The sequence below is a fragment of the Laceyella sacchari genome, from assembly GCF_004343255.1.
Classification (GTDB): domain Bacteria; phylum Bacillota; class Bacilli; order Thermoactinomycetales; family Thermoactinomycetaceae; genus Laceyella; species Laceyella sacchari.
In genome coordinates this window covers 564,133-589,042 of the sequence record NZ_SMDD01000002.1, presented here as the reverse complement: position 1 = coordinate 589,042, position 24,910 = coordinate 564,133, and the positions used below count along the sequence as shown (strand labels likewise).

The 24,910-nt window shown below is 49.8% G+C and carries 27 protein-coding genes; 21 read left to right on the top strand and 6 right to left on the bottom strand.

Annotated elements, in window-relative coordinates; genetic code table 11:
• Positions 1-6: 6 nt before the first annotated feature.
• Positions 7-1,902, top strand: a complete 1,896-nt coding sequence (gene mnmG, locus EDC32_RS10015; protein WP_132221858.1) for a tRNA uridine-5-carboxymethylaminomethyl(34) synthesis enzyme MnmG — start codon at positions 7-9, stop codon at positions 1,900-1,902.
• An 80-nt stretch (positions 1,903-1,982) separates the two neighbouring features.
• Entirely contained in the window at positions 1,983-2,705 is a 723-nt protein-coding gene (gene rsmG, locus EDC32_RS10010) for a 16S rRNA (guanine(527)-N(7))-methyltransferase RsmG (protein ID WP_022737286.1), read from the top strand.
• A gap of 68 nt (positions 2,706-2,773) precedes the next feature.
• Here rsmG and EDC32_RS10005 read toward each other — a convergent pair whose 3' ends face one another.
• Positions 2,774-4,240: a hypothetical protein gene (locus tag EDC32_RS10005; protein ID WP_132221856.1), complete on the bottom strand. Its 1,467-nt coding sequence runs from the start codon at positions 4,238-4,240 to the stop codon at positions 2,774-2,776.
• A gap of 162 nt (positions 4,241-4,402) precedes the next feature.
• Positions 4,403-5,602, bottom strand: coding sequence for a ParM/StbA family protein (locus EDC32_RS10000; protein ID WP_132221854.1), 1,200 nt, complete (start codon positions 5,600-5,602; stop codon positions 4,403-4,405).
• A gap of 329 nt (positions 5,603-5,931) precedes the next feature.
• Between EDC32_RS10000 and noc the strand changes: the two genes are divergently transcribed.
• From noc to EDC32_RS09970, 7 genes are all read left to right on the top strand, one after another.
• The gene (noc, locus tag EDC32_RS09995) at positions 5,932-6,765 is read left to right on the top strand and encodes a nucleoid occlusion protein (RefSeq protein ID WP_181352819.1); all 834 of its coding nucleotides are present in this window, start codon (positions 5,932-5,934) and stop codon (positions 6,763-6,765) included.
• A 231-nt stretch (positions 6,766-6,996) separates the two neighbouring features.
• On the top strand, positions 6,997-7,176 hold the full coding sequence (locus EDC32_RS09990; protein WP_132221852.1) for a hypothetical protein: 180 nt from the start codon (positions 6,997-6,999) through the stop codon (positions 7,174-7,176).
• Positions 7,177-7,253: 77 nt separating this feature from the next.
• Complete coding sequence (locus tag EDC32_RS16655) at positions 7,254-7,358, top strand: AAA family ATPase (RefSeq protein ID WP_246026907.1); 105 nt, start codon at positions 7,254-7,256, stop codon at positions 7,356-7,358.
• 522 nt (positions 7,359-7,880) lie between these two features.
• The gene (locus tag EDC32_RS09985) at positions 7,881-9,242 is read left to right on the top strand and encodes a reverse transcriptase family protein (RefSeq protein WP_132221850.1); all 1,362 of its coding nucleotides are present in this window, start codon (positions 7,881-7,883) and stop codon (positions 9,240-9,242) included.
• Positions 9,243-9,257: 15 nt separating this feature from the next.
• Entirely contained in the window at positions 9,258-10,016 is a 759-nt protein-coding gene (locus EDC32_RS09980; protein WP_132221848.1) for a ParA family protein, read from the top strand.
• Positions 10,009-10,866, top strand: a complete 858-nt coding sequence (locus EDC32_RS09975; protein WP_132221846.1) for a ParB/RepB/Spo0J family partition protein — start codon at positions 10,009-10,011, stop codon at positions 10,864-10,866. The genes EDC32_RS09980 and EDC32_RS09975 overlap by 8 nt, the downstream gene beginning before the upstream one ends.
• Positions 10,867-10,883: 17 nt before the next feature.
• Positions 10,884-12,020, top strand: coding sequence for an aminotransferase class V-fold PLP-dependent enzyme (locus EDC32_RS09970; RefSeq protein WP_132221844.1), 1,137 nt, complete (start codon positions 10,884-10,886; stop codon positions 12,018-12,020).
• Positions 12,021-12,088: 68 nt separating this feature from the next.
• Here the strand turns inward: EDC32_RS09970 and yyaC are convergent, their stop codons facing one another.
• A complete protein-coding gene (gene yyaC, locus EDC32_RS09965; protein ID WP_132221842.1) occupies positions 12,089-12,679 on the bottom strand; it encodes a spore protease YyaC in 591 nt (196 codons plus the stop codon).
• 272 nt (positions 12,680-12,951) lie between these two features.
• Between yyaC and EDC32_RS09960 the strand changes: the two genes are divergently transcribed.
• From EDC32_RS09960 to EDC32_RS09910, 12 genes are all read left to right on the top strand, one after another.
• Complete coding sequence (locus EDC32_RS09960) at positions 12,952-13,164, top strand: DUF951 domain-containing protein (RefSeq protein ID WP_022737297.1); 213 nt, start codon at positions 12,952-12,954, stop codon at positions 13,162-13,164.
• A 36-nt stretch (positions 13,165-13,200) separates the two neighbouring features.
• Complete coding sequence (locus EDC32_RS16745; RefSeq protein ID WP_259436048.1) at positions 13,201-13,323, top strand: hypothetical protein; 123 nt, start codon at positions 13,201-13,203, stop codon at positions 13,321-13,323.
• Between the two features lie 29 nt (positions 13,324-13,352).
• Positions 13,353-14,453 carry a redox-regulated ATPase YchF gene (gene ychF / locus EDC32_RS09955; protein WP_022737298.1) on the top strand — a complete coding sequence of 367 codons (1,101 nt, stop codon included), beginning with the start codon at positions 13,353-13,355 and terminating at the stop codon, positions 14,451-14,453.
• A gap of 189 nt (positions 14,454-14,642) precedes the next feature.
• Positions 14,643-14,933 carry a 30S ribosomal protein S6 gene (gene rpsF, locus EDC32_RS09950; protein WP_132221840.1) on the top strand — a complete coding sequence of 97 codons (291 nt, stop codon included), beginning with the start codon at positions 14,643-14,645 and terminating at the stop codon, positions 14,931-14,933.
• A 50-nt stretch (positions 14,934-14,983) separates the two neighbouring features.
• Positions 14,984-15,460 carry a single-stranded DNA-binding protein gene (gene ssb, locus EDC32_RS09945; protein WP_022737300.1) on the top strand — a complete coding sequence of 159 codons (477 nt, stop codon included), beginning with the start codon at positions 14,984-14,986 and terminating at the stop codon, positions 15,458-15,460.
• Positions 15,461-15,501: 41 nt separating this feature from the next.
• The gene (gene rpsR / locus EDC32_RS09940; RefSeq protein ID WP_132221838.1) at positions 15,502-15,729 is read left to right on the top strand and encodes a 30S ribosomal protein S18; all 228 of its coding nucleotides are present in this window, start codon (positions 15,502-15,504) and stop codon (positions 15,727-15,729) included.
• Positions 15,730-15,842: 113 nt separating this feature from the next.
• Positions 15,843-16,154, top strand: coding sequence for a MazG-like family protein (locus tag EDC32_RS09935; protein WP_022737302.1), 312 nt, complete (start codon positions 15,843-15,845; stop codon positions 16,152-16,154).
• A gap of 8 nt (positions 16,155-16,162) precedes the next feature.
• Positions 16,163-17,068, top strand: coding sequence for a DUF2232 domain-containing protein (locus EDC32_RS09930; protein ID WP_158283324.1), 906 nt, complete (start codon positions 16,163-16,165; stop codon positions 17,066-17,068).
• 131 nt (positions 17,069-17,199) lie between these two features.
• The gene (locus tag EDC32_RS09925) at positions 17,200-19,164 is read left to right on the top strand and encodes a DHH family phosphoesterase (RefSeq protein WP_132221834.1); all 1,965 of its coding nucleotides are present in this window, start codon (positions 17,200-17,202) and stop codon (positions 19,162-19,164) included.
• A complete protein-coding gene (gene rplI, locus EDC32_RS09920; protein WP_022737305.1) occupies positions 19,161-19,607 on the top strand; it encodes a 50S ribosomal protein L9 in 447 nt (148 codons plus the stop codon). The genes EDC32_RS09925 and rplI overlap by 4 nt, the downstream gene beginning before the upstream one ends.
• A gap of 147 nt (positions 19,608-19,754) precedes the next feature.
• Positions 19,755-21,104 carry a replicative DNA helicase gene (gene dnaB / locus EDC32_RS09915; protein ID WP_132221832.1) on the top strand — a complete coding sequence of 450 codons (1,350 nt, stop codon included), beginning with the start codon at positions 19,755-19,757 and terminating at the stop codon, positions 21,102-21,104.
• A 120-nt stretch (positions 21,105-21,224) separates the two neighbouring features.
• Positions 21,225-22,511: an adenylosuccinate synthase gene (locus EDC32_RS09910; protein WP_022737307.1), complete on the top strand. Its 1,287-nt coding sequence runs from the start codon at positions 21,225-21,227 to the stop codon at positions 22,509-22,511.
• Positions 22,512-22,708: 197 nt separating this feature from the next.
• Here EDC32_RS09910 and rlmH read toward each other — a convergent pair whose 3' ends face one another.
• The 3 genes from rlmH to EDC32_RS09895 all read right to left on the bottom strand — a co-directional run bounded on the left by rlmH (position 22,709) and on the right by EDC32_RS09895 (position 24,698).
• Complete coding sequence (gene rlmH / locus EDC32_RS09905) at positions 22,709-23,188, bottom strand: 23S rRNA (pseudouridine(1915)-N(3))-methyltransferase RlmH (RefSeq protein WP_132221830.1); 480 nt, start codon at positions 23,186-23,188, stop codon at positions 22,709-22,711.
• A complete protein-coding gene (locus EDC32_RS09900) occupies positions 23,185-23,397 on the bottom strand; it encodes a CxxH/CxxC protein (protein WP_132221828.1) in 213 nt (70 codons plus the stop codon). The genes rlmH and EDC32_RS09900 overlap by 4 nt, the downstream gene beginning before the upstream one ends.
• 119 nt (positions 23,398-23,516) lie before the next feature.
• Positions 23,517-24,698: a S1C family serine protease gene (locus EDC32_RS09895; protein ID WP_132221826.1), complete on the bottom strand. Its 1,182-nt coding sequence runs from the start codon at positions 24,696-24,698 to the stop codon at positions 23,517-23,519.
• Positions 24,699-24,910: the final 212 nt, after the last annotated feature.

The following is a 24,910-nucleotide window of genomic DNA, read 5'->3' as shown; positions in this document are numbered from 1 at the left end:
ACAAAGATGACGACCTATGATGCTGGGCATTATGATGTGGTCGTGGTGGGAGCGGGCCATGCCGGATGCGAATCTGCTTTGGCTGCCGCCCGCATGGGGTGTTCCACCTTGTTGTTGACAATCAGCCTGGATACGATTGCGTACATGCCTTGCAATCCGTCCATCGGGGGACCAGCGAAAGGGCATGTGGTGCGGGAAATCGATGCGCTAGGTGGGGAAATGGGAAAGGTGATTGATAAGACCCATATCCAAATGCGCATGTTAAACACGGGTAAAGGCCCTGCTGTGTACGCATTGCGGGCGCAGGCGGATAAGGTGTTGTACCAGCGTGAAATGAAGAAAACCTTGGAAACGACGCCTAATCTGACAGTGCATCAAGGATTGGTGGAGCGGCTGATCGTAGACAACGGTGTGTGCCATGGGGTAATAACCCGCACCGGTGCGAAGTATTACGCCAAAGCGGTCGTATTGACTACTGGCACGTATCTGCGGGGAAAAGTCATTATTGGGGATCTTTCTTATGAAAGTGGGCCGAACAATCAACAGCCTGCGGTTGAGTTAGCGCATCATCTTTTGGAACTGGGGTTTGACATGGTGCGCTTCAAAACGGGAACGCCTCCGCGTGTGAACAAAAATACCATTGATACGAGCAAAATGGAGGAGCAACCGGGGGATAAGGAGCCGCGGGCTTTCTCATATGAGACGACCGAGTTTATCACTGACCAGCTACCTTGTTGGTTGACCCATACCAATGAGCGCACGCACCAACTTATCCGTGACAATTTGCACCGAGCGCCTATGTATTCAGGTGTGATTGAAGGAACGGGGCCGCGCTATTGCCCGTCGATTGAAGATAAGATTGTGCGTTTCGCTGACAAGGGACGACATCAGATCTTTATCGAGCCGGAGGGCAGGGAGACGATGGAGATGTACGTGCAAGGGCTCTCCACCAGCTTGCCGGAAGATGTCCAATTGTCGATCCTGCGCACGATTGAAGGGATGGAAAAAGTAGAGATGATGCGCACGGGGTATGCGATTGAGTATGATTCAATCGTCCCTACACAATTGTGGCCTTCGCTGGAAACCAAACGGGTGGAAAATCTGTTCACCGCTGGCCAATTGAATGGTACGTCGGGATATGAAGAAGCGGCGGCGCAAGGGATTATGGCCGGAATCAACGCCGCACGTAAAGTGCAAGGCAAAGAGCCGGTAATCCTTGACCGTTCCCAGGCGTATATCGGTGTGCTGATTGATGACTTGGTGACCAAAGGAACCAATGAGCCGTACCGCTTGCTCACATCCCGTGCTGAATACCGCTTGCTGCTTCGCCATGACAACGCTGATTTGCGATTGACCGACATCGGCTATGAAATCGGGCTGATCAGCGAGGAGCGCTATGCCCGCTTCAACAGCAAACGACAAGCAATTGCCCGGGAAATCGAGCGATTGCGTGAAACAAAAGTGCGTCCGACGCCTGAAGTGCAATCCATTTTGGTTTCCATGGGTACGACGGAAATCAATAATGCCGTTGAGCTGGCGACGTTGATCAAGCGTCCGGAGCTGGGGTATAAGGAGATTGCGCAGATGTCGCCGCCACCTGAGCCGCTGCCGGCCGATGTGGAAGAACAAGTGGAGATTCAATTGAAATATGAAGGTTACATTAAAAAAGCTTTGCAACAAGTGGAGAAGATGAAACGAATGGACGAGAAGCGGATTCCAGCTTGGGTCGATTATAGCAAGATTGCTGGCATTTCCTCGGAAGCGCGCGAGAAGTTGGAGAAAGTGCGCCCTCTTTCCTTGGGCCAGGCGTCCCGCATCTCCGGCGTCAATCCTGCTGATATCTCCATATTGATGGTTCATATTGAACAAGGCGGTAAAGCATATTTGAAGCAAGATTCATGACCAGGGCCTGAATGAGTAACACTTAGCACGGAATTTAAAACGGGTCGCGAGCGGGCGGTCGGTTTTTAAGGAGGACGTTTATGCATGAGCTAGGCGAATGGCTCCGGGAACAGGTTGCGCCGTGGGGCCTGTTGTTGTCGGAACGCCAGCTACAACAGTTTGCGCTGTATTATGAGCATTTGATCAAAATCAATGAAGTGATGAATCTCACCTCCATCACGGATGTGCGGGAGGTGTATGTGAAACACTTTTATGATTCGCTCACCTTGGCACAAGTGGTGGATGTAAGCCGAGTGACTTCGTTGATCGATGTAGGTACTGGAGCCGGATTTCCAGGGATTCCGCTAAAAATCGCTTTTCCGGAACTGAAACTGACGTTGTTGGATTCATTAAAGAAAAGGGTGGGGTTCTTGCAGGAAGTGGCGGATCTGTTGGAACTCGATCATGTCACTTGCGTGCATGGCCGGGCGGAAGAGGTAGCCAAACAAAAAGGGTTCCGAGAGGCTTATGACATGGCTACTGCCAGGGCCGTCGCCCGCCTCAATGTGTTGGCGGAGTACTGTTTGCCGTTTGTAAAAGTGGGCGGAACATTTGTGTCAATGAAAGGGCCGTCGGCAGAAGAGGAGATGAAAGAGGCCAAACGGGCATTACATGTGCTGGGTAAAACCACATGCCAACGCAAAGAGCTCGTTCTCCCTGAAGCGATGGGGACACGCAATCTTATCATGATGCAGAAAAGAGATCACACGCCCAAGGCGTATCCGCGCAAAGCGGGGACACCGACAAAACAGCCGTTGGTATGACGAACCTGAGAGAAAAAATAAAAGCCGAATGACTCAATGATGGTGGAGTGCGCATTCGGCTTTTCGCTTTACCCTAAATTGTTGATTAAACTGTGGAGGCCGCGCAAAGCGAGCTTCCTTTTTTCTATTTTGTCCATTTCTTGCCGTTTGCGGCTGTTTTCGGAATGGGGGGTTAAGAACTCTTCCCAAGAGTTGTAGCCGCCATAGGCATCTTCAAATTCAATGTCATCCCGTTTCAGGCTGGCATCCATTTCCGGCTCTTCGTCTTGAGAAGAGTCATGGCTAAATGGTTGCATGGTTGGTTGTGTGTTTTCAAATAATGGACCGTCCTCAAAGGCGAAAAAAGGAGATTGATGATTTGTTTGTTGTTGCGGTTGCTCTTCCCAAAAAGAGGCCGTATTTTGTTGCATGGGAGCTTTGTTGGCCCGATGGTCTACGAGCGACTCGATTTTCTGCTGGAAGCGGGCTTTTTTCTGGCGGTTCCGCCTGCGAGAGGAAAATGGCTCCAATGGTTGCGATTGTGTATCTTCCGCTTCATATTGAATCCCTTGAGTTGCCTCTTGGAAAGAGGATGACTCTTGGTAAGAGATTGATTCCCGATAGGAGGATGATTCACGGAAAGGTGAGTGATGCATGGGAGCCTGCGATTCAAATGAGAATGGGCTCATGGGTTGTTGGTTGGCTTGCTGCCCATTGTCTTGTTGTTCTTGCCCGTCATGATCCATGTATTGAATGCGTTTGTTCGCTGCAAGACGTTTCCGTAGTTTCAAATCCCGTTCGCGATAAATAGGTTGGATCGGTTCCTCTTCTTTTGGTTCGTCATTGTCAGGTTGTTGGGCGGCATCTGGTTCAAAAGCCAAGGGTGTGAACAAGTTGGGCATGGAAGAGGGTTCTCCCCAAGGCGAATAAGAGAAGGTTTCCTGTTCTCGCTCCGGTTCGTCATCTTCCAAAGCGATCCGTTCCACCGGATAAACCGTATGTTCTTCTTTCTCTTCTTGTTCCGCTTGAAAGGGAATCCGATTTTTCCGTCGTAATCCTTTTTTGCGAGTTGAAGCGGGCGGGGTTTCTTGAAAAAAGCTATACGGACTAGCATATTCAACTTCTTGTGCTTCCAGCACTTCCCATTCCTCATCGGCCTGTTCCGTATCTTCCTCTAAGGGGTGAGTCTGGTAATGCGCCGATTCCTGGTAAGCCGTTTCCTCAGAATAAGAGATGGATATCTCCTCTTCTTCTTGTTTCACCTCGCCCCTAGCGACATGGATGGTGTGCGTGGTTGTTTCCCCAGTGGGTGTATGTAAGGTGGTTTGGTGCAAGGTCAATTTGAGATCCGCATCTGCATGTTCGCTAGCAGAGGAGGGTTCGTCAATTGACTCCCTATTTGTTAACGATTGGCTTACCAGGGTGGTAATCATGTTGGGAGTCAATTGGATGTAATAAGCCGTTTTTCCGCTCTCTTGCAATTTTCGGACGCTTTCGTGATCGGAAGGTTCCGTGCCGATGATGATCAAGTCGTACTGGGATTCATGTTGTGTCATTTCTCCCCCTCCTTTTTCGTAGCCAGGTGGTGAATCCCTACGCTCTGACAAGTTCTCCTGTTTTTATTATCGCTTTTTTTTCAAGCAATCGCTAGGGTTATTTTATAAAAATGGGTTTTAAAAGCATTCCCCCAAGGGTTTCCTTGGGGGTTGTGTATTGTTTCATTTTTTTACCGATTTACTGCCTTTTTTCTCGGTGACTGCAGCTGCTTCAGCGAAGGAGTCAGGTACATGGAATTCTTGATGAATTGTGGCTGCTGCTTCCAGCATGTCTTTGGTTGGTACTGCACGAGCTTTGGATTGGGCAAACTTGCACAGCCCGAAACCATTGGCGAATTGGGCTTCAATGCCGTAATCTTCAGCGAAGATCAGCTTGTCCCCGAAACGTTCACGGTAAAATGCTTTAAACGGAATGGAAGCCCCACCAGTTAGGATGATGTAGGTGATGTCATCCCCGTAGTCGAGACGGTTCCAAACTTCGTTGACCAACGCTTCACCCACTTCTTTGATGCATTCTTGGACGATCGCGCTAACGTCATGCACTTTCCCTTTGAAGCTGATCTCGCCGGAACGTACGACGCGAGGCAAACTCCAGATGGGATACTCTTTTCCGTTGGAATCCGGATCAGCTTGGCGAGTGAAGTCCAGCAAGCGTTTCGCCAACAATTCATATACGTTGAGCATGGCATGGCGGGAAGTGAAGCTTTGACGTTTGATGATGGTTTCTCCGTGCAGTGTTTCAATGTCCGAAGTACCAAATCCTAAGTCGTTGATGCTCACTTTTTGAATGAACAGATCCTCATTCAACAATTTGCCATCCCGATCCAAGGCGATGTGGAAGAGGGTGGCCATCGGCTGGCTGATTACGAAGAGATTTTCACGCTTGATTTCAAACTCAATCCGGCGCCATGGCAGGTTGCCTTGTTTCACTTCAAAAGAATGTTTACCGATGAGACGGCGTTTTAACTCATCTTTATAATCAATATAGCTATCCGTTGGCAGAGCGACGGACACTACCGGTTCCGTGCTTCCTTGCAACATCAATCCCGTGCTGACGCGGAACATGATCAGATATTCTTGCTCACGGAACCATGTAGGGCTGAATAACCGACGCTTATGGGAGTCGAACAGTTCATCATCGCCGGCTTGTTCAATGGCCAGCTTACCGCAGAACCATTCACGGTCACCTTCACGTTCACGATACATAATGTTATGTGGATCATTGTTATAAGTGATCTCCCCAACGCGGTTCGGAACGACCATGTTCCGAATAAACATCTTATAGAACTTGCCGTTGGCACGTGTGACGACTTTGGTGCCATAGTACCCTTGGTCATTCCCTATGTATACAGGTACACTCATTTTCAGATATCCTCCTCAAGTGAATGAAATGCCCTTCTTCCCACGATTCTATCAATTGTGAAGGCGAAGGGTCAACAGAATCAGACCAATATCTACAAAGATGTGCAATTTATGCAACAGCCAAAAAACTGACAAGAAAATCACACAGATTTGCGCGCGATTCATGCAATGAAACTATTTGTCACCAGAAGGGTTGCCGTGTTCCACGTGGAACATTTCCTGAACATTTTTTGAGAAATGGCCAGCGGGCAGGGTGTAATGTAACTGCCAGCGAATGGTATTAATAGATCGGGCTACTTCGAGATAACCGTAAGGTGGTGTCTGTGTCAATGAAACAACCGTTCACACGACTATTCGGTTTGGTGGATAAAGAGGACAAAAGCCTGGACCAAGTGAAGCACATTTCAGTGGAAATCATTGAGCCAAGCCCGTATCAACCTCGAACGGTCTTCCAAGAAGATCGAATTGATGAATTGTGCCAGTCCATTCGTTCGCATGGCGTTATTCAGCCGATAGTTGTGCGACGGAACGGGCACGGGGGTTATGAACTGATTGCGGGTGAACGGCGCCTGCGGGCAGTTAGAAAGCTAGGCATGGAAACCGTCCCAGCGATCATTCGCAATATGACTGACAACCAAGCGGCGTCGGCCGCCTTGATTGAGAATTTGCAACGGGAAAATCTAACGGCAATCGAAGAAGCACATGCGTATCAACGATTGTTGGAATTGAATCAGTTGACACAAGAAAGTTTAGCACAGCGCTTGGGTAAAGGACAATCAACGATTGCGAACAAATTGCGGCTGTTGCATTTACCTGAAGAGGTGCAAACGGCCTTGCTCAAGCGATCCATCACCGAGCGGCATGCCCGGGCGCTCTTGTCCCTCAAAGATGAGGCGCTGCAATTGCAGGTGTTGGCGGATATCATTGAACACGATTTGAATGTGAAACAGACGGAAGAGCGAATCAGCAAACTGCTGGCTTCCACGGAGAAAACGAAGAAAAGCCGGCGCAAGTCAGTGTCTCGCGATTTACGCATCGCCATCAATACGATTCGGCAATCAGTGGATATGGTGAAGCAGAGCGGCTTGCTGGTGCAGGCGGATGAACAGGAGCATGATGAGTTTTATGAGGTGATTATCCGCATTCCGAAACAGGGGGATTAAAACGATTTCATGATTTTTTCCTTTCGTTCTCACTTGACTATTATTAAAATAAAGGGAGAAAAGAATGAAAAGCGAGGCAACAAAGCTTCAAAGACGGTTGGACAGGATGGTTTCGCCAAGACGTCTGTGGAGGCGGTCGCCTCTTTTTCTTTACAAGAGCTTTGAAACGTCGTTGTAAGCGGGAAAAGGGAACTCGATCCCGGTTTCGCCCCGCATGAAGAGAAGAACGGCATGGAATGGAAGCGGCGTCGCTTGCCTGGAAATGGGTTGAAACGCCTTGAATGGAAAGGGTTGGTTTGTTTCCGGGATAAGGTGTTTGGCCATCCCCTTCTGCTTAATAGGCTGAAGTTTCATGAGGAAACAGGACGGCCTGAGAATGGAGAGCTTGAACGGTTTAGGGATGGGGAATAGCGGCATGCGGCACCTTTGCTTTACTCCAATCTCGCTACAACGATAGGCAGGAAAGCCCCAGTTCATGGAGCGGGGCGATGAATCCTCGAACATGCCAGCGGATGTTTGGGAGAAGAGGTGGAACAATGGGCAAAATCATTGCAATTGCCAATCAAAAAGGAGGCGTGGGCGTGCGTCCGTAAGGGGCGGTGAGTATCGCTTCAAAGGAAGCTCGGGATTAGAGAGAGATCCCGATGGTCGACTGACTTACCTGAGGGGGAAACACCGATCAGGGAACATCGCCTGTCAGTAACGCGCAAGGCTTGCATGGCTGATGTCAAGTGGATGCGCAAGACCAAGGAGTGATATGGTCAAGGCTAGACTGCTTGAAACCCAGTTTCCTTGCCTTAACCATCCGGGGTGCGCCAGCCCAGAGGGGCAAGCGCACAGGAAAGTTTGTCGGGAGCATTGCCCGCGCTCTTCGGCACTCTCTAACTTTCCTCGGCGTATCGACGATACGTAAAGGAGACGAACGGGAACCTAAGTCACTCCCTTGTACTCATCGTTCTAAACGGAGATCACCTAAGGTGAGGCTGGGTCTAAAGAAGAGCCCACTGTTTTCACTATGGTGACGGAGCCCCCATAGTAGTCTGAGGTAGGGAAAGCCTGCTACGTGGCGAAGGGGGGCAGGTTGTCCAAATGATAGTGTGCCGGAGGTATGCGTAATGCAGAGAGCCGAGGTCATCCTATCATTGCTAAGCCAAAAAGCGAAGGAACAGCCGCACTTTCGCTTTCGTCGACTTTACCGCAATTTGTTTAATCCCGATTTCTATCGATATGCGCTTACGCAGGTGCAGGAAACATCCGGTACGGAGGCTGATTTGGCACCGCACGGACAGGCTTACATAGCGATGATAGAAAAAATGATTCATCAATTGAGAACGGAGACCTACCGATTTGCCCCCGATGACTTTGGCAAGGTGGACGAGCCAGGGCGACAGCCCAAATGGGAAGATCGTTTGTTGCGCGGGGCAGTTATTCAACTTATTTCCGCAATCTTTGAACCGCATTTTTGGCATGGTTCGCATGGTGTCTACCCGATGCCTACCATAGAAGGCGCTTTGCGGGCCATACGTGAAGCGATTGGCGTGGATTGGTTGGTAGGAGGGGCACTTCCTGTTCATTGGAATCCAAACCAACAGGCTTTATTGCTGGAGTTGTTACGGGAGCGGCTGGAGGATGGGCGGTTGTTGGAGCTGGTTCGGCGTATGTTGAATGCCGATCGCTGGCAGATGACCGAGCGCACTGAACCGATCGTCGTTCATGCCGATGAGGAAAGGTTGTTGTTTCCTTGCCAGTTGCTGTTCCATGCGCTGGATCGGTGCATGCGGCGATATGTTCAAGTAGCATCATCTCCAATAGACATGCATTATATCCGATGGAACCGATATTTGTTTGTAGGTGTCAAAGGATCGAAACGGATGGCCCAAACACTTCGCGATCACCTGCATGATTGTCTGGAAAATGAACTTGGGTTTGAATCGTTCACGCCGTTGACGCTGGTTCATGTGCAAGACAAGCACCGGGTGCGGTTTGGCCCATATGAACTTGCGCCGGATTGCAGAGAACCAGGGCGACTTACTCCCTTGGTGCCACATGTGTCTATTCAAGAGCTTACGCGTCCTTTCCGCCGCGAAGGAAAGCCGGTGCGTCATCCAGGACGGCTCCACCTCAGTGTCCCGGAGTTGGTGAGCTTGTACGCCGGGGAGATGAAGGAATTATATCAAACGTACCGCTATGCGGCAGATGTAAGGGCCAAGTTGGGCAAGTTCCGTTATTATCACTATGGCAGTCTGCTTAAAACCATCGCCAGCAAAGAGAAGATATCGGTAAAACAAGTGTTGCGCAAATACGGTTCGCGCAAGTCGGGGAGCAAACAAACTCTTGCGGTAAAGGGGGAGATGGGGTGGATCTCTTATTTTAACGAACCACTCAGTCAGTGTTCTCTTATATATGAAGAACGGCTTAGGGACAACTGGAGAGCCGGATACATCGAAAGGTGTACGTCCGGTTCGGAGGGGGGCTGATAGAAACCGGCCCTTATCTGGGATAAGGGAACTGGCGCTGTCTGTCTACCCTACAAAACAACCACGTCAGTGAACTTGGCTGCAGCGATTGCGGCACTAGGGAGAAAAGTGTTGATTGTAGATATTGACCCCCAAGGGAACACAACAAGTGGGCTGGGCATAAACAAAGGGGATGTCAAGCACTGCATCTATGATGTGTTAATTGATGAAGCACCAGCGGAGCAATCGATCCTGCCGACTTTGTTGGAAAATCTTTTTTTGATTCCGGCCACGATTCAATTGGCCGGGGTGGAAATTGAACTGTCGCAAGTTATTTCGCGGGAGAAGCGATTGAAAAACGCCTTACAAACCGTGAAACACCGTTTTGATTACATCTTCATCGATTGTCCCCCTTCACTGGGGATTATCACCCTGAATGCGCTGAGTGCCGCCCAATCGGTGTTGATTCCGATTCAATGTGAGTTTTATGCGTTGGAGGGGTTGGGACAACTCCTTAATACCATTCGCATTGTGCAAAAGCATTTGAACAAAGGGTTGGAGATTGAAGGTGTTTTGCTGACCATGTATGACGCCCGAACCAACCTGTCTTCGCAGGTGATGGAAGAAGTGAAAAAATACTTCCAGACGAAAGTGTACAACACAGTGATTCCGCGCAACATCCGATTGAGCGAGGCGCCCAGCCATGGGCAACCGATTATCGTCTATGATGCGCGTTCGCGAGGGGCAGAATGTTACAATGAATTGGCGAGAGAAGTGGTGATGCAGAATGAGTAAACGTCTGGGCCGAGGATTGGATGCCTTGTTTTCGCAAGTTGACGTGAATGAGGAAGATGTGGTGACGGAGGCGGAGATCACTGAGCTGCGCCCCAATCCGTATCAACCTCGTAAGAACTTTGACGATGCAGCGTTGCAGGAATTGATGGAATCGATTAAGCAACATGGGATTGTACAACCCTTGGTTGTCCGCAAGAGCATTCGGGGTTATGAAATCGTGGCTGGGGAGCGTCGTTTTCGCGCGGCTAAGCTGGCTGCATTGCAGACTGTTCCCATTGTCGTAAGAGATTTTACTGATGAGCAGATGATGGAAATTGCGCTGGTGGAAAACATACAGCGGGAAGATTTGAATCCAATCGAAGTTGCCTTCGCCTATCAGAAACTGATGAATCATTTGGGGATTACGCAAGAGGAGCTGGCAGAACGAGTTGGAAAAAGCCGTCCGCATGTGGCCAATTTCTTGCGGTTGTTGCAATTGCCGGCGGAGGTGCAAGAGTATGTTTCACGTGGAACATTATCGATGGGACATGCTCGTACCCTGCTGGGGGTAAAAGATCGGGATATGCTGAAACGGCTAGCGGAAAAAGTGATCAAAGAGAAGCCCAGTGTTCGGCAGTTGGAAGAATGGGTGCAAAAGTTAAATGAAGTGATGCCCAAAAAGGAAGAGCGCAAAAAGAAAACTGCCGATCCATTCATCAAGCGGTATGAAGATGTGTTGCAACAAGTGTTTAGCACCCCAGTACGCATTAAACATGGGCGGAAAAAAGGGAAAATCGAAATTGAATATTACTCCGAACGGGAGTTGGAACGCTTGATCGAAATGTTAAATGGCGAGCGGGTGATTGAATAAACAGGGGGAAGAGGAAAGTGATTTATTTGGACAATGCGGCTTCGACCTGGCCCAAACCTCCAGAGGTAGCGGAAGCGGCGAAGACTGCTATTTCGGACTATGGGGCCAATCCCGGACGCGGAGGCCACCAATTGGCGCGCAGGGCGGAGCAGACCATCGCGAAAACCAGAGCCAAACTGGCACGTCTGTTTGGCGTGAAGGACCCCAATCGTTTTCTCTTTTGTTTTCATGCGACTCATGCCATTAACCAAGCGATTCAAGGAACGCTCTCGTCGGAAGACCATGTGATTATTTCTGGATGGGAACATAATGCTGTTGCCCGCCCGGTTACCGCGCTCGCCCAGACGAAAGGAGTTCGGGTCAGCGTGGTGGAACCTTCTGCATCAGGAGATTGGCTCACGGCAATCCAACAGGCGGTATCACCACAAACAAAAATGATCATCACTACCCATGGTTCCAATGTGACTGGAGAAGTGATGCCGGTTGTGGAGATCGGTCAGTATGCTCGAAGCAAGGGGATCCTGTACTTGGTGGATGCTTCGCAGACGGCGGGCTTGCTGCCGTATCGGCTTGATGAATGGCCCATTGATATGCTCGCTTTTCCAGGGCATAAAGGTTTGTATGGGCCACAAGGCACAGGTGGGCTGTATGTGGCAGAAGGAGTTTCCATATATCCGCTTTTGTTCGGAGGAACCGGGAGCCGCTCAGAGGAGCTGGAACAACCGCTAGACTGGCCAAGCGGCTTTGAGAGCGGCACACTCAACACGCCCGGTCTTGCCGGATTGGGGGCGGGCGTGGATTTTGTGTTGCGGACGGGTGTGGAGTGCATTCATCAGCATGAAATGGAGCTGACCCGTTTGTTGTGGGAAGGACTGAAACGGCTGAATGGAGTGCAGCTATCCACTGAAGAAATGCCTTCGTTGCCGCTTTTCTCTTTCAATCTAGATGGTTTGGATGGTCAAGAGGTAGCGATGATCTTGGACCAACATTATGATATCGCTGTCCGGGCTGGGTTTCATTGCGCTGCTTTGAAGCATCGCAGCTTAGGCACGGAGGCGGGGGCTATCCGGGTGAGCCCCGGCTATTTCAACACCCCAGCCGAGATGGAATCGTTTTTAAAGGCCATTGCTGAGATTCAGTGTTATCTGTCATGATTCAGTGTACGAAACCAAGGCCGTCTGCTATAAGCAGGCGGCCTGCGTTTATTGACCAAGCGTTTGGATTACGCCGAGAGTGTGGGCATCTTTAAGCAGGCTTTTTTAATGGAAGTAGAGATGATTTCGGCCATGTTCATGACCAAGCTCAACCGGGTGTTTTGTAAGACGAAATATTCCATGAATCCGGATACGTTGACTATGCCGGTGATATGGATGTTTCCCACTTCTGGCAAGGATTTGTTTACTCCGGCTCCAGGCTTTAACGGCCCTAGACCCAGCTGGATGGAGCCTACGCTTTTAAAGTGGCCAAGACAAGCGTCTACGGCAATGACCAGCGAATGGGGATGGGCGGATGAGATGTTTTCTAACGTTTCTTCAAGATTGAGTGCGTGCACCGGATCATCCAGTGTGCCGTATATGAGCAGGCCGGGTGGGGGATCTTTGCGCAAAGCACTTCCAACCAGAGGGCCCAGCGCATCACCCGTTGAACGGTCGGTGCCGACGCAGACGCAAACGATGTCATGATAAGGGGCGAAAGAGCGGCAAGCAAACGCCAGATGATTTGCAAACTCCTCATCTGCCATAGGATGTGTATGTTCAATCCGAAAAGGATAGGTTGCTTTATGCGCTTGGCGGACAGAGGCATATTCGTTCATGGACAACCCTCCGAGAATCAATTCTGTAACAGTATACGGATTTGAGAGGGAAAATATACATAGGTTGCTAGATTATTAAAATAGATCGGAGAGTGAACCAAACAGTGTAGCCAACAGTCTCTAAAAAACAGCATATAATAGAAAATATCAGTCTGGTCGTGTAACAGGAGTTGCGGCAGTTAATAGCGGGAAAGAATCAAATACAAGCTGGTTGAATTTTGACCAGAGGCTTTCTATAATTGTAGCATTCACAGAAAAGAGAGTGATCTGAATTGCAAATGAAGCAATTTGGTCTTGGCGATGTCGTTGAAATGAAAAAGGCGCATCCTTGCGGAACGAACGCATGGAAAATCATTCGTATGGGAGCCGATATCCGCATGAAATGCACAGGATGCGACCATAGCGTCTTGTTGCCGCGGAGCCGGTTTGAAAAGAGATTGAAGCGCGTATTGGTGCCTGCGGGCGAACAGGATGCAAAAGAATAAGGATGAGCGGCCTCATGAATAAAGAGGCCGCTTTTTTTGTTCGGAGTACACGAGGTGATGATCCGCTTGGCCAATTCATCTGTTTTCCCGCTGATGGCACTCGGCCCCACTTTTCGCTATAATGGACAAGGATTCGAATATCAGTACGGTGTTCGGTGAGAATCGGACGTTAGAGGAGGAGCCAAAAGATGGCGTTAGCTACTGGAATTGTCGGTTTACCTAACGTAGGAAAATCCACGCTGTTTAATGCGATCACCCAAGCAGGAGCGGAGTCTGCCAACTACCCGTTTTGCACGATTGACCCGAATGTGGGGGTTGTCGATGTGCCGGATCCACGGTTGGATCGGTTGGCGGAATTAATCAAACCGCAACGGACTGTTCCCACATCTTTTCAATTTGTGGACATCGCCGGTCTGGTAAAAGGGGCGAGCCGAGGGGAAGGGCTGGGTAACAAATTTCTCTCCCACATCCGTGAAGTGGACGCCATTATTCATGTGGTTCGTTGCTTTGAAGATGAAAACATCACCCATGTGGCGGGCAAAGTGGACCCGGCTGCGGATATAGAAACCATCAGCTTAGAGTTGGTGCTGGCGGACTTGGAAACTGTTGAAAAACGGTTGGAACGTGTGAAAAAGCAGAAAAAGAGCGGGGACAAAGTGGCGGCGCAAGAGCATGCCATCCTGGAGCGGTTGCAACAGGTTCTGGCCGAAGGGAAACCGGCGCGTATGGTAGAGTTGGATGAAGAAGAACGCAAATTGATTAAGAGCCTGAACCTTTTGACGATGAAAAATGTCCTCTATGCGGCCAATGTGAGTGAACAGGATATCGCCAATCCCGACGAAAATCCCTATGTGCAGATAGTGAAGGAAATCGCTGCCGCTGAAGGAGCGGAAGTGGTACCGATCAGCGCCCAAGTGGAAGCGGAAATCGCCGAGCTAGAAGGCGAAGAGCGCGCTATGTTTTTAGAAGAGCTCGGCTTGGAGCAGTCAGGCTTGGATCGTTTGATCTCGGCTGCCTACAAGTTGCTCGGCTTAATTACGTATTTTACCGCTGGTGAGAAAGAAGTACGGGCTTGGACCATTCGCGAGGGCACCAAAGCACCGCAAGCGGCCGCAGTGATCCACACCGACTTTGAACGCGGCTTTATCCGCGCAGAGGTTACAGCGTATGAAGACCTGATCGCCTGTGGGTCCCAAGCGGTTGCCCGCGAGAAGGGATTATTGCGTTTGGAAGGGAAAGATTATGTCGTCAAAGATGGGGACATCATGACGTTCCGCTTTAACGTGTAGAAGCGGAAGTAGCTACAATCATTTTGCCACTTCCCAAGTTCTTCGCCTTACCTGTTTTTTGCTGGGAAGGTTCATTGATTTCTTCTCCGTTTTCTGTTACAATTACTAATCGTACTACGTATCAAACGTATTACTCCTTGCTCTGCGGCGCATAGCAGGGCCGTTTAAGTCCAAAAGGAGGTGTAGAGGATGCATAACTACGAAATCATGTTCATCGTACGTCCAGATGTGGATGAGGAAACCGTAAAAGTGACCCGTGATAAGGTACAAGCGACCATTACGGAAAACGGCGGTGAAATCACCAACGTCGACGAAATGGGCAAACGCCGTCTCGCTTACGAGATCAATAAACATCGTGAAGGTGTGTACACCGTGTACACATTCAAAGGCGAAGCGCGCGTTGTTGACGAACTTGATCACGTGATCCGCATTAATGACAACATTTTGCGTCACCTGATCATCAACATCGACGAAAAATAAGATCGATTGATATAGATGAAGGTTGATCATTAGCAAGGGAGAGGGGATCAATGTTAAATCGGGTCATCTTAGTCGGACGGCTCACCCGTGATCCGGAGTTGCGTTACACAGCCAGCGGAGTGGCGATCACACGCTTTTCCATCGCGGTGAACCGGAATTACACGAACCAGCAAGGGGAACGAGAAGCTGACTTTATCAACATCGTCACGTGGCGTGGACTGGCTGAGAATTGTGCCAACTACCTGCGAAAAGGCTCTTTGGTTGGAGTCGATGGCCGTTTGCAGACGGGCAAGTATGAAAACCAAGAAGGGCGCACGGTGTACACCACGGATGTGGTGGCGGAAGACGTCCGTTTCTTGGAGCCGAAAAACCGAAGCGAGTCGGTTTCCGATTTCGGCGGAGGTTCATTTGGCGGCAACTCCTACGGTGGAGGAAACAACAAAAACGTTGGCCGCAAACCGATGGATGATCCCTTTGCTGATGATGGCCAGCCCATTGACATCTCTGATGATGATCTGCCTTTCTGACATGTAAACCACTTGCTAAATAAGGAAGGAGGCAATTGCTCATGGCTCGTCGTCGTGGAAACAAGCGCCGCAAGGTCTGCTACTTCACAGTCAACAAAATCGATTATATCGATTACAAAGACACCGACTTGTTGCGCAAGTTTATCAGTGAGCGCGGTAAAATTCTGCCGCGTCGCGTAACGGGTACCAGCTCCAAGTACCAACGCCAATTGACCCGTGCAATCAAAAGAGCACGTCAAATGGCTCTGTTACCATATAGCAACGATTGATCGGCAAACAGGGGTGTGCGTCGCCCCTGTTTTTCGTATGTAAAAGAAGGAAAAAGTTGGACGAATGTGGAAGCATCTCCTAAACTTGTTTACATTTGAAGGAGTGCAACCATATGAGTCGGCCTGAACGGGGAGTGCAATTCGCTAAGAGCGTGAAAGTGATCGAATGGTTAAAAACCGAAATCCTTGATCAGATTGCCAACCTATTTCGGGGAATTTTTCATGCCAATCAGCATATGATGATAGATAGTTTGTCCAGTTTGGTTATTTCGGTGTATGTCATGGCGAGACGGATGGGTTTTTCGTTTCGCGAACTGGATCAGGCAGTAATTCAAAAATTACGCGAGCATATCCATGAAGGGCATCAATTGGAACAATGGTACGGTGATTTGTCTTCTTTGGAAGAATACGTGAATAAGAGGTGACAAGTGGTTTGTCTCAACAGTCTAAAGGGGGATGGAAGGATGGCCTTCTCGCTTGCGGAGGGTTTCTCTTCCTTCTCGTTTCTTTATTTATCCCTGTTCTTCAGTTTGTTGCGCTTTGGCTTCTTCCCCTTCCATTCCTCCTGCTTAAGGCTAAGCGGCCTTGGTCGGCAACCCTGATTCCGTTCGGCATGTTGATTGTTTGGCTTCTCTTTTATCCGGTTCCCCTTTTTATTTGTTTGTTCCTGTTCGCTTGGTTGACTGGTAGCGTCATGGGGCATTTGGTTCGCAAGGAAGATGCGACAGGGACGGATGTAGTGTTGGGCGGCTTGGTGGCTGGGTTGGTTAGTTCTTGGATCATCCTGTTGGTGGGCCAAGTCGGTTTCCGGTTGTATTCGCAGTTGACCACGGTTTGGGATCAGCAATGGGCGGAAACGGTGCGCCTGATGGGGGAAAAGGGGATTGTTTTGCAAGATGCAGGGTTGTCTTTGTCAGTCGCTTTTCCGATCCTGCTGTTTATGCTCATCGTCCCGTCGGTGGTTGCAACGTTTTTAGTGGCTTCCCGCTTGCTGCATCGTGCGGGATTTCCCCGGAAATCTTTGCCGCCGTTTTATGAATGGCGCTTGCCCCGGATTTTTTTTACCGCGTACCTCTTGCTGATGATCGCATCGCTTGTGCAGCCAGATAACGAAGTGAGTGGTGATTGGCTTCTGGGATTCTTGTATTTGATGCAAATCCTGATGGTGTTGCAGGGTTGCTCGTTTGTGCTGTTTCTTTTGCAACGCCGTCGCGGTCGGGTCGGCTGGGGGAGCCATGCACTCGCGCTGGTGTTGGCCGTTCCGCTTTCTCCGCTGTTTATGTTGTTGGGGTTCATTGATACGGGAATTGACTTGCGGGGACGCCTGGCCAAAAAGTGAGATCCGATACGTTGGCGGAAATCCAAGTTTTGGCTGTGTGATCAGCAGGGGCGGGAGTTGCTCTATCCTATAACTGGGGTAAAATAAGAGTGAGATGAAATGCAGGGTCGACAGTTTGAGGGGATAGAATGATGCCAAAGTTTGTTATACAAAGATGGCATGGGTACCATATGATATTTGCCATGTGTTTTAGCCTGGTCTTAATCGCATTGCTTTCCATATACGAATGGGCTTATGGCTTGGTGGGCCTTGTACTTTTTGTCGTGCTGGCCTGGGTTTTGTACAAGGCGGAACGGGCTTTTCGCCATGATTTCACTGAATATGTGTTGACGCTAAACCATCGAGTCAAAAATGCAGGGCAAACGGCGATGGATGAGATGCCAGTCGGCATCTTGCTGTATGACCGTTCTGGTCGAATTGAGTGGCACAATCCGTTCATTGCAGGCATGGTGGACAAATGTGAACGAATGATTGGGGAGCCGGTTGTTGATGTGTTTCCGCAATTGAAAGAAGCACAGGAGGCGGTTCCTTGCACGGTTGAATTGGAAGGGCGCGTCTATGAAGTAACCCATCAGCGCGAAGAGAGAGTGTATTTTTTTAGGGACATCACGCGGCTGGAGAGCTTGCGGCAAAAGCTACACAACGAACGCGCGATTTTCGGGTTCATCCATCTGGATAACTTTGATGAGGCCGGACAAGGCTTGACTGATCAAGAGGCCACATTGTTGCTGTCCAATGTGGCGGGGACGATTTCCAAGTGGGCATTGGAATATGACATCACCCTCAAACGGCTTGATACAGATAAAATGTTTTTTGTAGCGGCGCAACAATCACTGGAGCGGCTGATGAAATCCCGTTTTGAAATTTTGGACGTGGTCAGGGAGATGACCAGGAAGAATAAGATTCCGATCACCTTAAGCATTGGAATCGCAAGCGTCGGGGACACCTTGGTCGAAAGGACGCAAAACGCCCAGGCGGCATTAGATATCGCGTTGGCTCGCGGTGGGGATCAAGCTGCCGTGAAACAAGGTGAAGAGACTGTTTTCTTTGGCGGCAAGACTAACGCGGTTGAGAAACGGACGCGGGTACGCGCCCGAGTGATCTCCCACGCGATGAGCAATTTGATTCAAGACAGCAAGCGCGTGATTGTCATGGGCCATACGCAGCCGGACATGGATGCGTTGGGGGCAGCCATCGGCGTTGTCAAGTTTGCTATGATTCATGATTGTGAAGCGCATATTGTGCTTGACGAAGAGAACGCTTCGATTGAACGGTTGCTGGCCGCTGTGCGTAGCCACCCGCAATTGGGGGAGATGTTGATCCAACCCGAGCGGGCGCTGTCCTTGGTGGATGATCCGGATACGCTTCTCATCTTGGTCGATACGCACAAGCCGTCGTTAGCGATGGATGCTCGCTTGTTGGAGCGGGCCCGCAAAATCGTGGTGATTGACCACCATCGCCGCGGCGAGGATTTTGTGAAAGATCCGGTGCTGGTGTATCTAGAGCCTTATGCCTCTTCCACTAGTGAATTGGTGACGGAGCTGTTGCAATATCAAGATCAGCGGTTGTCCATGGATACGTTGGAAGCGACGGCCTTATTGGCCGGGATTGTGGTAGATACGAAGAATTTCGCCTTCCGGGCTGGTTCACGCACCTTTGAGGCGGCATCTTTCTTACGCAGGCATGGTGCTGATCTTATGATGGTGCAATCATTGTTGAAAGAGGATTTGAACCAGTACGTCAAACGGGCGGAAATTATCAAGTCCACAGAAGTCGTGCGTGGGGACATCGCTGTCGCCATGGGTGACGAAACGACGGAGTATGATCAGTTGCTGATAGCGCAAGCGGCCGACACCTTGTTGAATATGCAAGGCATCCGCGCCTCATTTGTGATAGGCCGCCGTGGTGATGGATTGATCTCGATCAGTGCGAGATCGCAAGGGGAAATCAATGTTCAAGTCATCATGGAACAATTGGGGGGCGGAGGGCATTTGACCAACGCTGCTTGCCAATTGAAAAACGGTTCATTGGGCGAGGCCAAGTCGCGCCTGATGCAAGTGTTGCAAGAGAATTTGGATGGAGGGCCGGAGAAATGAAAGTCATTTTACAACAAGATGTGAAAGGCACAGGCAAAAAAGGGGAAGTCAAAGAAGTTTCCGAAGGTTACGCGCGTAATTTTCTGATTCCAAGGAAATTGGCGATTCCTGCCACTGATGGTAACATGAACACATTGAAAGAGCAAAAGCGCTTAGAAGAGAAACGCAAAGAAGCGGAATTGAAAGAAGCGCAAGCATTGGGACAGCGCATTGACTCGTTGACGGTGAAATTGTCCACCAAGACCGGGCAAGGTGGTCGGGTGTTCGGTTCCATTACCTCCAAACAAATCAGCCAAGCGCTGAAACAGCAACATCAATTGCAAATTGACAAGAAAAAGATTCTGCTCGATGAGCCGATTCGCGCATTGGGTGTGACCAAAGTTCCCGTGAAGTTGCACCCCAAAGTGTCGGCGACGCTGTCGGTGCAAGTGGTGGAAGAATAAAACGGTGCGCATTCTGCATTCATGCGCGAACCGGGAAGCGGGCTCGCCTTAGGCTGATGGCGGGTCTGCCTTCTCTTCATCAAAGAAGTGATTTATAGCCCTCCACTCGCATGGAGAGCTTTTTTATGGAGCAAAGGGGGAGAAACGATGAGTGACTTGTTTGCTGATCGTCTACCTCCGCACAATCACGAAGCTGAACAAGCTGTGTTGGGTGCCATTTTGCTGGAGCCGGGCGTATTGGTTTCCGTTAATGAGCGCTTAAAGCCAGATGATTTTTATCGCCAGTCCCATCAACGCCTGTTTCAAGTGATGAATGAATTGGGCGAACAGGGAGAGCCCGTTGATTTGGTCACCCTGACAGCGGAGTTGCAAGACCGCAAGCTGTTGGAAGAAGTGGGGGGAGTGACCTATCTCAACGAACTGGCCAGTGCCGTGCCTACCGCAGCCAATGTCGAGTATTACGCCAAGATCGTTGAGGAGAAAGCGGTGCTGCGCCGACTCATCAGGACGGCATCCCAGATTGCAATGTCCGGTTATAGCGGCAACGATGAATTGGATCAATTGCTCAATGAAGCGGAACGGCGGATTTTGGAAGTATCGCAGCGCCGCATCCGCGGCAGTGGGTTTATCCCGATTCAAGACGCGTTGATGGAGTCTTATGAACAGATTGAAGCGTTGCACTTTAACAAAGGCGGCATCAGCGGGATTCCTACCGGATTTGTCGATCTGGATCGGATGACTTCCGGCCTTAAGGGATCGGAGCTGATCATTCTGGCCGCCCGACCAGCGATGGGAAAGACGGCTTTTGCGTTAAACTTGGCACAAAACGCGGCAGTGCGGAGTGGACAGACCGTGGCCATTTTCAGTTTGGAGATGGGGGCTTCTCAGTTGGTGTCACGGATGTTGGCATCGGAAGGGAACATTGACGCCCAAGCTTTCCGAACGGGGAATTTAAATGAGGAAGATTGGGAAAAGCTAACAATGGCGATGAGTACATTGAGCGAAGCGCCGATCTTTATTGACGATTCGCCGGGAGTGACTGTGTATGACATTCGCGCCAAATTGCGCCGCTTAAAAGTGGAGCGTGGCTTGGGATTGGTTGTGATCGACTACTTGCAGTTGATTTCGGGTCGCGGCGGCGAGAGCAGGCAACAGGAAATTTCCGAAATCTCGCGGTCGTTGAAATTGATGGCGCGGGAATTCGATGTGCCGGTTATTGCATTGTCGCAGTTGTCGCGGGCGGTGGAACAGCGGCAAGATAAACGGCCGATGTTATCGGACTTGCGGGAATCGGGCTCGATCGAGCAAGATGCCGATGTGGTAGCCTTTTTATATCGGGATGATTATTACAATGAGGATTCCGAGAAGAAAAACATCGCTGAGCTCATTATTGGCAAACAGCGGAGCGGACCGGTTGGCAAAGTGGAATTGCTCTTCCTTAAGAACTACAACAAATTTTTAAGCTTGGATATAAAGCAATCAGCTATACACGAATGATCGTTTATAATATTCCGATTAATGTTCGTGTTTTATTGACAACAACGCGGTAATATTGGTAAAATGAAGCGGTGCTTAAATTTGATGTTCGGAAATTGTACCGCTGAGGGGGAACAAACGATGTCCACGGTGGTTGTTGTAGGTACCCAGTGGGGAGATGAAGGTAAAGGGAAGATCACGGATTTCTTGGCAGAGAAGGCGGAGGTTGTTGCGCGTTATCAAGGCGGGAACAACGCAGGACACACCATTGTGTTTGGTGGAACCCGCTACAAGCTGCACATGATTCCGTCTGGGATCTTCTATCGTGACAAAGTGTGCGTCTTGGGTAACGGCATGGTAGTCAATCCGGAAGCCTTGGTGAAGGAGTTGGACTACCTGCATGAACATGGGATTGTCACCGACAACTTGCGCATTTCTGATCGGGCCCATGTGATTATGCCTTATCATTTGCGTTTGGATTTAGCTGAAGAAGCGAGCAAGGGCTCCGGCAAAATCGGGACGACAGGTAAAGGGATCGGCCCGGCCTATATGGATAAGGCGGCCCGGGTGGGAATCCGCATCAGCGATCTCTTGGATAAGGAATTGTTCCGGGTGAAGCTGACGCGGATCTTGGAGGAGAAAAACCGTATCTTGGAACGGCTTTATGGAGAAGAAGGATTTAGCTTTGAAGAGATTTATGAGCCTTATTTGGCTTATGCGGATCGGATTCGCGACTATGTCGTCGACACGTCGGTAGTGTTGAACGATGCCATTGACCAAGGAAAACGGGTCTTGTTTGAAGGGGCCCAAGGCGTGATGCTGGATATTGACCAAGGGACGTATCCTTTCGTTACGTCGTCCAACCCGGTCGCTGGTGGGGTATGCATTGGTTCTGGCGTCGGCCCGACCAAGATTCATCAAGTGGTGGGTGTAGCCAAAGCGTATACCACCCGTGTTGGTGACGGCCCATTCCCCACGGAGTTGTTTGATGAAATCGGCGATCAGATCAGAGAAGTGGGACGCGAGTACGGTACCACCACTGGCCGCCCACGGCGCGTGGGTTGGTTTGACAGTGTGGTAGTACGCCATGCACGTCGTGTGAGCGGCATCACTGGACTGTCTCTCAACTCGCTGGACGTGCTGACCGGCATTGACACGGTCAAAATCTGCACCGCTTATGAATATGAAGGGCAAATCATCGAAAATTATCCTGCCAATCTCGACATTTTGGCTAAATGCAAGCCGGTCTACGAAGAATTGCCGGGTTGGAAAGAGGATATCACGGGAGTGCGTAACTTCCATGACTTGCCTTTGGAAGCCCAGCACTATGTAGAACGGGTGTCACAGTTGACAGGGATTCCGCTGGCGATTTTCTCTGTCGGTCCGGATCGTGACCAAACGATCCAAGTGCGTCCGGTATACGCTTAATCATATAGACGCCGGCTTCGGCGAATAAAGAAACACACTGGCGATGAGACTTGTGGAGTCATCATCAGCCAGTGTGTTTTTTATTTTGTGTCATCACGCATAAAGACAATGAGAAAACGGGGTTGGAGCCACTGGCTTATTTACAAGATGAAGCCTTAGACCGCTCGTTAACATTTAGGGACGAGTCCACGAAAAACTTATTTATGGTATGTTTCGCCGCGGATGATTTTGAAGGCACGGTAGATTTGCTCCAGGAGGAAGATGCGGATCAGCTGATGGGGAAAGGTCATGGCTGAAAAAGACAGCAACAGGTCAGCCCGTTTTAGCACCTCTGGTGCGATCCCGTATGAACCACCGATGACAAAAGCGACATGGCTTTGTCCGTAGGTACCCAATCGCTCCAGTTTGTTGGCGAACTCCGGAGAAGAGAGGGATTTGCCCTCAATGGCCAAAGCGATGAGGAAGGCGTCGGGGGATAAGGCTTTTAAGATACGCTCGCCTTCTTTGCGTTTGATCAGCGCTACTTCCGCTTCATGAACAGGGTCTTGTGCCTTTTCTTCATTCACTTCCACGATTTCCACTTTGGCATAGGGAGTAAGTCTTTTTAGATATTCATCGCATGCTTGTTTTAAATATTTTTCTTTCAACTTTCCCACGGTGATGAGTTGGATTTTCATGCGCCTTCCTCCGATGTCTCCTCTTGGTTAGCGAGTTGCAACACATAACGGGGAGTTTGTCCGCACCAAAAACATGTTGCTTGATTGTTCGGTTCGTCATCCATCAGTTCCATAAGGGGAGCTTGTTCATACATATCCACAATTTCATCAAGTGCAATGTCGACGTGCTCGTCGCATGCATACCATTTTTTCTTATCGGCAGAAGCCATTTGCTGTTTCACTCCTTACCGCACAGTAGTTATTCATAGGTTATCCACAATATCCACAAATTTATCAAAAGACAGGGAAAAGGAAAAGCCCCGTTTTTACAAACGGGGCTTGAACGTTTTTATCTCAAGTTGCTTGGCGCTTCGCCCAAAGTAATCGTAGCAGTTTGTTTTTTGCCATCGCGGAAGTAGGTTACTTCCATTTTGTCATTGACAGCTTTTTTGGTGTACATGTATTGTCTGATATCCGAACCCGCTTTGACGGCTTGACCATCGAGGGCGGTGATGACGTCTCCCGGTTCCAAGCCAGCTTGATCCGCAGGGGAGCCAGGCTCCAACTCATACAGCGCCACTCCGGAAGTGATGTTGTTGGGGAGGTTGAGCTGTTGTCGAGCTTCTTGAGTGAGATCGGCAACATCGACCATTTGTACTCCTAAGTACGGGCGCGACACCTTGCCGTATTTGATCAATTTTTCAACAATCGGGCGTGCGTCATTGATAGGGATGGCAAATCCGAGGCCTTCCACCCCTTGTTCGGCAATTTTGAGGGTGTTGATGCCAATCACTTGGCCTGAGATGTTGATCAGGGCGCCGCCGCTGTTGCCGGGATTGATGGCAGCATCGGTTTGGATGACATCGGTGGTCGTTTGCTCATCCACTTTAAACGCCCGTTTGGGGGAGCTAATGACACCAGTGGTGACTGACTGGCCCAGTCCCAACGGGTTGCCGATGGCGATAGCAGGTTCTCCGGCAGTGAGTTGGTCGGAGTTGCCCAAGTCGGCGACGGCAGTCACATATTTGTCGCTGATTTCCAATACCGCCAAGTCTGTCAATTGATCTCCGCCCAGTAATCGCGCTTCGACTTCTTGGTTTTTGTCGTTGCCCTTTGGAATGATCACCTTAAAGCGGCTACCACCTTGAATGACGTGATAATTGGTGATAATGCGCGCTTTGCCGTCAATCTTCTCAAAAATAATACCTGATCCGGAACTCTGTTGCAGTTCTTCGGTTTCAAAGAAATTAAATGAGCGTTTTAAGTTGATAACCCCAACCACGGCTGGAGCCGCTTTTTTGACAGCGTTGGTAATGTCTGAGTTCACCTTGACGCTGGTCACTTGCTTGTTGCCCACCGTGGTTTGCGGCAGGTTGCCATCCGCGGATGGAAGAAGCCCCATGCGCGTTAAGGATGGGCTTAACAGCAATACAATCAATCCCCCGATAACCGCGGATACGACCGAAGTGAAAATGGGACTGGCGGAGCGCTTTGGCTGTTTGTAATCCGGCTGTTCATCATAAAAACCCATGGCATTCCCTCCTTAAATTCAGGCCATATGTATGGGAGTGGATTCGCTCTCATTATTTCAACAACTCAAATGTATTATACTAAATCCCTATGTGGGGTGGTCTGGTTTTCAAAGAAACGTAAGGTTGTTGACACAGTTGGATCGAAACGGGCGAATCCAGGCTTTTGTGTACATATTTATTTTATAGCGGGTGTGTGAAGTTGATGTGGAGA

What these genes read in the sequence shown, in the direction of transcription:
- EDC32_RS09985 (WP_132221850.1), top strand. Translation starts at nt 7,881, where the DNA reads ATGCAGAGAGCCGAGGTCATCCTATCATTGCTAAGCCAAAAAGCGAAG.
- EDC32_RS09910 (WP_022737307.1), top strand. Translation starts at nt 21,225, where the DNA reads ATGTCCACGGTGGTTGTTGTAGGTACCCAGTGGGGAGATGAAGGTAAA.
- EDC32_RS16655 (WP_246026907.1), top strand. Translation starts at nt 7,254, where the DNA reads ATGAATCCTCGAACATGCCAGCGGATGTTTGGGAGAAGAGGTGGAACA.
- rsmG (WP_022737286.1), top strand. Translation starts at nt 1,983, where the DNA reads ATGCATGAGCTAGGCGAATGGCTCCGGGAACAGGTTGCGCCGTGGGGC.
- EDC32_RS09895 (WP_132221826.1), bottom strand. Translation starts at nt 24,698, where the DNA reads ATGGGTTTTTATGATGAACAGCCGGATTACAAACAGCCAAAGCGCTCC.
- dnaB (WP_132221832.1), top strand. Translation starts at nt 19,755, where the DNA reads ATGAGTGACTTGTTTGCTGATCGTCTACCTCCGCACAATCACGAAGCT.
- rlmH (WP_132221830.1), bottom strand. Translation starts at nt 23,188, where the DNA reads ATGAAAATCCAACTCATCACCGTGGGAAAGTTGAAAGAAAAATATTTA.
- EDC32_RS09935 (WP_022737302.1), top strand. Translation starts at nt 15,843, where the DNA reads ATGAGTCGGCCTGAACGGGGAGTGCAATTCGCTAAGAGCGTGAAAGTG.
- mnmG (WP_132221858.1), top strand. Translation starts at nt 7, where the DNA reads ATGACGACCTATGATGCTGGGCATTATGATGTGGTCGTGGTGGGAGCG.
- EDC32_RS09990 (WP_132221852.1), top strand. Translation starts at nt 6,997, where the DNA reads ATGGAATGGAAGCGGCGTCGCTTGCCTGGAAATGGGTTGAAACGCCTT.
- EDC32_RS09975 (WP_132221846.1), top strand. Translation starts at nt 10,009, where the DNA reads ATGAGTAAACGTCTGGGCCGAGGATTGGATGCCTTGTTTTCGCAAGTT.
- rplI (WP_022737305.1), top strand. Translation starts at nt 19,161, where the DNA reads ATGAAAGTCATTTTACAACAAGATGTGAAAGGCACAGGCAAAAAAGGG.
- EDC32_RS09925 (WP_132221834.1), top strand. Translation starts at nt 17,200, where the DNA reads ATGCCAAAGTTTGTTATACAAAGATGGCATGGGTACCATATGATATTT.
- EDC32_RS10005 (WP_132221856.1), bottom strand. Translation starts at nt 4,240, where the DNA reads ATGACACAACATGAATCCCAGTACGACTTGATCATCATCGGCACGGAA.
- EDC32_RS10000 (WP_132221854.1), bottom strand. Translation starts at nt 5,602, where the DNA reads ATGAGTGTACCTGTATACATAGGGAATGACCAAGGGTACTATGGCACC.
- yyaC (WP_132221842.1), bottom strand. Translation starts at nt 12,679, where the DNA reads ATGAACGAATATGCCTCTGTCCGCCAAGCGCATAAAGCAACCTATCCT.
- EDC32_RS09900 (WP_132221828.1), bottom strand. Translation starts at nt 23,397, where the DNA reads ATGGCTTCTGCCGATAAGAAAAAATGGTATGCATGCGACGAGCACGTC.
- rpsF (WP_132221840.1), top strand. Translation starts at nt 14,643, where the DNA reads ATGCATAACTACGAAATCATGTTCATCGTACGTCCAGATGTGGATGAG.
- rpsR (WP_132221838.1), top strand. Translation starts at nt 15,502, where the DNA reads ATGGCTCGTCGTCGTGGAAACAAGCGCCGCAAGGTCTGCTACTTCACA.
- ssb (WP_022737300.1), top strand. Translation starts at nt 14,984, where the DNA reads ATGTTAAATCGGGTCATCTTAGTCGGACGGCTCACCCGTGATCCGGAG.
- ychF (WP_022737298.1), top strand. Translation starts at nt 13,353, where the DNA reads ATGGCGTTAGCTACTGGAATTGTCGGTTTACCTAACGTAGGAAAATCC.
- noc (WP_181352819.1), top strand. Translation starts at nt 5,932, where the DNA reads ATGAAACAACCGTTCACACGACTATTCGGTTTGGTGGATAAAGAGGAC.